This is a genomic window from Ligilactobacillus pobuzihii E100301 = KCTC 13174 (assembly GCF_000349725.1).
Taxonomy (GTDB): domain Bacteria; phylum Bacillota; class Bacilli; order Lactobacillales; family Lactobacillaceae; genus Ligilactobacillus; species Ligilactobacillus pobuzihii.
This window is the reverse complement of record NZ_KB714691.1, coordinates 1-6,260: the sequence shown is the minus strand read 5'-3', so window position 1 is coordinate 6,260 and position 6,260 is coordinate 1. Positions and strand designations below refer to the sequence as shown.

At 34.5% G+C, this 6,260-nt stretch carries 4 protein-coding genes; 3 read left to right on the top strand and 1 reads right to left on the bottom strand.

Annotated features, from left to right (window positions below; genetic code table 11):
- Positions 1–852: glycoside hydrolase family 3 C-terminal domain-containing protein (locus LACPOB_RS11720; RefSeq protein WP_040532751.1), on the top strand; the 852-nt coding region annotated here is incomplete at its 5' end.
- Between the two features lie 582 nt (positions 853–1,434).
- Here LACPOB_RS11720 and LACPOB_RS0103790 read toward each other — a convergent pair.
- Positions 1,435–2,196, bottom strand: a complete 762-nt coding sequence (locus tag LACPOB_RS0103790; protein ID WP_017867501.1) for an SDR family NAD(P)-dependent oxidoreductase — start codon at positions 2,194–2,196, stop codon at positions 1,435–1,437.
- Positions 2,197–2,464: 268 nt separating this feature from the next.
- Between LACPOB_RS0103790 and LACPOB_RS0103785 the strand changes: the two genes are divergently transcribed.
- Together LACPOB_RS0103785 and LACPOB_RS11715 are read left to right on the top strand one after the other, a co-directional pair.
- Positions 2,465–4,252 (top strand): FAD-dependent oxidoreductase, encoded by a 1,788-nt coding sequence (locus LACPOB_RS0103785; RefSeq protein ID WP_017867500.1) that lies wholly within the window; start codon positions 2,465–2,467, stop codon positions 4,250–4,252.
- A 647-nt stretch (positions 4,253–4,899) separates the two neighbouring features.
- Positions 4,900–6,204, top strand: coding sequence for a DUF262 domain-containing protein (locus LACPOB_RS11715; protein WP_017867499.1), 1,305 nt, complete (start codon positions 4,900–4,902; stop codon positions 6,202–6,204).
- The last annotated feature ends 56 nt before the right edge of the window (positions 6,205–6,260 follow it).

Sequence of the window (6,260 nt, the reverse complement as noted above, 5' to 3'; positions counted from 1 at the left end):
CGAGCCGAAAAAATTGTAGGGAATGTTGAATTTGTTGCGGCTGGGTTGGAAGCACAGAAAAAGTCCATTATTTTGCTAAAGAATAAGCAGCAAGTTTTACCGCTATCTAAAGGGGAGAAAGTCTTTGTTCCTGAAAGAACTTACCCAGCACAAACCGGCTGGTATCTCTCTGATATTCCTAGTGAAACCAAATCACCAATGAATCTAGATAAGATAGCAAAGAATTTCCAAAAAGTTGAACGACCTGAAGACTCTACAGCCACAATTGTCAGAATCAAGTCCCCTGAACGGGCTTTTGTCAGATATAACGGTTATGATCCAAACATTGTTTCAAAAGATGAAACAGGTTATTTGCCAATTTCATTGCAATACCGAAAGTACACAGCAAGCAATGCTCGCAAGTGTTCCTTAGCTGGGGATCGAAGACCAGAGCATATTCTTAATCGGACGTACCGGGCTAAAACTATCGAAACCATAAATGAATCTGATTTAGATTTAGTGATTGAAACTAGGAAACAAATAGGTGCGAAACCGTTGATTGTCAGTATCAATACGTCTAATCCGTTTGTCATTAGAGAAATTGAACCCTATGCAGATGCCATACTTCTTGATTTCGGAGTAGATGATACAGCTATATTGTCTATTTTAAGTGGTGAATTTAATCCAAGCGGTTTATTACCATTTCAAATGCCGCAAGATATGGAGCAGGTTGAGCGACAAAGCGAAGACACGGCTTTTGATATGAGACCATATCAGGATGAAATTGGGAACAGTTATGATTTTGGATTTGGAATGAATTTTGCTGGTGAAATTAGGGATCAAAGAAATAGGAAGTTTATAAAAGATAGATAAGATAGTGCATGTAGCAGAACCTTGGTAAAAGACAGAAATATCCCATATCGAAAATTAAAAATACTCAATATTCTGATAGCACATATCAGCGAGCAGTTTGTACTGGTAGAATAAATTAACTTGTGATGCTAGTTCGTAATATTTTTATTTTGATAAAAATTAAAAAAACTTAATGATGTGGCTTGACTTGCTCGAAAAATATACGTTGAGATTGGATATTACAGGTTATCTATCGGCAAAGTAAAGTTAAAACTCTCAGGTCAGAAAGGTTTCTATGGTTGACATTGCGACAATTATAGATAAAAATGGGCAATATTAGTAGTAAATATATCCGCGTAGTTCCCTTAATTGCTTCAAATTGATTTGTAAGTTATGACGTTTTTGTTTAGATTTTAAGTGGTTTAACCTGACTATACTCTTTTTTGGTTTGATTACTTAAAAGTCCCACCTTAGTGGTTTTTTTAAAATTTTGTAGTAAATGGTTAATAGTTACAAACTAGTATCATGCCTAATACCTAAATAAAAACATGGGGCTTGGTCAAATAGGCCCCATGTTTTTTAGTATTGTAATACTTTTTTTGTTTACAAAGCGGCTTGTCCGCCGTCAACAGAAATAACGGATGCAGTTGTAAATCTAGAGGCATCAGAACATAAGAACAGTACCATGTTGGCAATATCGATTGGTTTTCCGGCTGCGTTCATGGGATTAAGTCCTGTCATTTCCGCCCATTTTTCTGGAGTGTCCTTGTAACCTTCTGTCATTTCGGTTTCAATTAGTCCGGGAGCAATTGTGTTCACTCTAATTCCTTCTTTAGCATGATCAAAAGCTGCTGATCTGGTCATCCCGATCACTGCATGTTTAGCTGCGATATACGGCAACATGTTGTCAGGCTTGGCACTCAAGCCAGAAATTGAGGAAGTATTTACAATTGCGCCACCATTATGTTTACGCATATTGTCTAATTCGTATTTCATACATAAAAATACACACTTAGCGTCGACGTTCATCGCTTTATCATATTCTTCTTCTGGCATATCAGAGGCTTTGTCAGGCAGGTTCGCCATACCAGCATTATTAAATGCAACGTCAATTTTGCCATATGCTTGAATGGCTTGATCGATCAAATTTTTGACGGAAGTTGAATCTGCTACGTCTGTTTTAACAAAAATGGCTTTTCCACCAGCATCCTTAATTTCTTGGGCTACTTTTTGACCGCTAGGATTAATGTCGCCAATAACAACGTTTGCGCCGTTTTGTGCAAAAAGTTTAGCCGTTGCAGCGCCAATCCCACCGGAAGCACCAGTCACGATTGCTGTTTTGCCAGAAAAATCAAATTTAACCATATTTTTTTCCTCCTAAATTCCTTTATTTTTACATATTGAATACTATTTCACAATTTAATTATACCATTTTTACATTTAACTTTTCTTTTTATTTTAAATATTCATCTTTAAATCAACATTAATTAAATTAAAAAAAGTGTTTGTCAAATATTCCAAGAGTATTTCAGAACAAAAAGTGAAATAATTCACTAAAAATGATAATATTATAAGTGAGGACCATTATGACTTTTTTTGTTTATTTTATCGAATTTTAGAAAGGGGAAACATCATGGCTTTAAAGGATGGAAAGTATGAAGGAACTTCTCATGGATTTGAAGGGAAAACAAAAGTTTTAGTCATTGTTGAAGGCGGGTTGATTAGTGGGGTAGAAGTAAAGGAAATCAATGATACAGAGGCTGTTTCTCATAATGCGGTCAAAATGATACCTCAGCGTATTATCGCTGCGCAAACGACAGACATTGATGTTGTTTCAGGAGCAACAGAAAGTTCACAAGGTCTGATCGAAGCTGCTAAAAATGCTATGGAAAAAGCGGGGACTATTGACAGCCGTAATGTACGTGAAATCAAAAACACACCGTCTATTTCAGAAAAAAGAATTTCGAATACAGCAGATATGTACCAGGAGTTTGACAAAGAAGAAACAACAGACCTAGTTATTATTGGTTCCGGAATTTCAGGCCTTTCAGCTGCTGTTCAAGCTGGACAAGATCATATTAATGCTGTTGTTCTTGAAAAATTGTCAGCTGCCGGTGGTAACGGAGGCGGAGTCGAAGGTCAATTTGCTCTTAATTCCAAACGACAGCAAGAACTTGGAATCAAAATAACTCCTAATGAAATTATGACTGCTGAGCATCAAATGGGACAGTATCGCGCCAATGGGGCTATCTGGTTAGATCTAATTAATTCATCAGCGAAGAATCTCGTTTGGTGTCAAAAAAATGGAGTTGAATATTCCGGCAAAGTAGATAATTATCATACAGGGTTATTTAATACTTTCCATTGGTTCAAAGACAGACATGCATCAGCTGGTTATGTTCCGCAAATGGTAGCAAAAGCCAAAGAATATGGGGTAAACTTTGTCTTTAATACAGCAGCTAAACACGTGCTTTGTGACAAAGGCAAGGTAGTTGGTTTAATTGCAGAAACTGAAGATGGAAAAATCATTAAGTATAACACTCAAGCTGTAGTTATTGCTTCCGGCGGTATTGGCGGAAACCGTAGTTTGATTCAAAAACAGGGCTGGAATACAGATAACATGGCTTTAACAGGTATGCCATCAAGTGTTGGTGATGGTTATTTAATGGCTCAAGAAGTTGGAGCTAAAGATACGATGAACGAATCTAGCCAATTGATCATGAATTATGTCCAGGCTTTTCCAACTACTACCCCTCCACTATATATGGATCCAATTAATGGTAATCGCGGATTTACGACAGGTGGGAAGATCCTTTTTGTTAACGAAGAAGGGGACCGCTTCTTTAATGAAAATATTGCTGCGTTTAACTTGATGTTGCAATCAATGGCGATGAAACAAAATAAGGCAAATTATGTTATTTTTACCCGTAATATTTTTATGGATTTCGCTAAAGGAAAAGGTCTTGATAACGGGACTGACATCTTGGACACTGCGGTCAAAGAAAACAAAGGCAATACTTTATATGAAAGTGATACGATTGCAGGATTAGCTGCCAGTTTTGGGCTGCCTGCTGAGAATTTAGTGAAAACTGTTCAGCATTATAATGACCTGTGCAAGCAAGGTAAAGATACTGACTTTAATAAGGATACGGAAATGTTAACAGCAATCGAAAAGGGCCCATTCTATATTGGAAGGGTCGACCAAGATTATCTGGTTGGTATTGGTGGTATCGGGACTAATAAGCGCTTTGAAGTCATTGATGATGAGCATAATGCGATCCCTGGATTGTACGCAACGGGTATGGATGGAGTCATGTTGTATAAGAATGTTTACACGATGAATATGCCGGGGACTGCTTGCGGTTTCTCTGTGCATAGTGGTAGACATGCCGTCAAGAATGCTGAAAAATATTTTAAATGATAATCAGAAGATGGTATTGTAGCTATTAAAATAATTTTCTTGTCACATAAGAATAGTATTTGGTAAATCATTTCAAATTTGTATGAACATTGTTTGAAAACTTGTTAAATAAAAAATTCGATACGACCGGTTGTTTTTTAGTCATGTTATTGCATTTGAAAACAAACTTTTAAAAGAGACTATAATAGCCTTATAGTCGCTAAATATAAGAGTTTAGTGACTATGAGGCTTTTTTGCGAACTTCTTTACATAGAATGAAAATATATTCAGTTTTGCCATAGCTATACTGATATGCGTATTTTATAATGAATATTAGACGAAGAATTATTTTGATTATTTAATTAATTTTTAAGATACAAGGTGTGAGAATATTCTACAAGGATTTGATGTGAATCTGTAGTTTTTACTTTTTGTTCAAAATAGGTAAGCTTGCAATTGAAGATCGGCACAAGCTTAATTAAAGGCATTCTTAATATTGAACGTATAAGAAATTTAAACAGTGGTTGGTGTTTAATATCCTTTTTCAGTCGATAATTTAAAAGATTTATAAAATAAAAAATGGTGTGATATACTCAAATTAGTTTGGAAATCAGTTTTAATTTGTTCATCAAAAATAATATAAGAGTAATGGGGGATATTCGTTAAATATGAAAGCAGAAAATATAAAGTTGTTGGATTTTCTGGCTCAACCGAAGACACTATTCAAGATTCCTGTTTATCAAAGAAATTATGAATGGGGTAAAGAACAATGTCAGCAATTATTTGAAGATCTAATTTCTTCTTATAACGAAGCGAAAAATCACTTTTTAGGGGCAATTGTGTATGTTCCCGAGTCAGGTAAAAATATGTTACATATTTCAACAATAATTGACGGACAACAAAGACTAACTAGTTGTCTTCTTTTGTTAAAGGCTTTAGCAGATAGCGTTGTAGATAAGAAAGAAGAAATAGTTGAAAATTATCTTACTAACAAATATGTGGAATTAAACAATCATTTAAAATTAAAGCCAGTTGATAAAGATTTAGATTCATTTACTGTAATTATGAAGGGAAAAGTTGATGAGTATAGGGATACTTCTAAAATGGTTGAAAATTACCGATTGTTTAAAAAAATGATATCTGATTCTGTCTTAAGTCCGAAGCAACTTTTTGAAGCTATGGCATATGTGAACATTGTTTATATCCAATTGGATGGAGGCAACAGTGGAGAAAATCCACAAGTTATTTTCGAAAGTTTAAATTCTACAGGTGTTTCTCTTTCTGCTTCTGATTTAATTAGAAATTTTATCCTAATGAAATTAGATTCAAATGAACAAGCTAGACTTTATAGGGAGTATTGGTCAAAGATTGATAGGTTGTTTCCAAGTAAAGTTTTTACAGAGTTCATTCGTCATTATTTGATTGCGAAGACACATAAATTAGTTAATCAAGCAAAAGTGTACAATACTTATAAAAAATATTACGTTGACAAAGGATTTTCTTCTGAAGAAGCATTGGACGAATTGTATAGAAATGCTCAGTTTTATGATTGGTTATTAAATGTTTCTTGTCCATATGATAAGCTTAATCGGTTGATTAATCATATTAATATTATGGATAAAAAAGTGGTATACCCATATCTTCTTAAGCTCTTCGAAATGCGAAATCAGGGAGTTATTCAGTGGGAGCAGGTTGAAGAAATTTTCAAAGTAATTGATAGTTTTCTATTTAGAAGAATGGTTTGTGATATTCCAAGTAATGGTATTAATAGTACTGTGGTCTCTCTGATGAATTTGGGAGATCCGAGTGATGAACTGTTAAACTTAAAGGAAAAACTACTTAGTAATAATTTTCCGAAAGACAAAATTGTAAAAAATAGTTTAGTTGAACTACCAATATATAATAAAAAATCAAGTTGGGCTAAGTTAGTATTAGTACAGCACTTTACAACTTTTTCTAAAATTTTGACATAAAAAAGACGGAATCCCCGTCAACTTTGATATGATTTAAGCGACAAAACTAAACACAC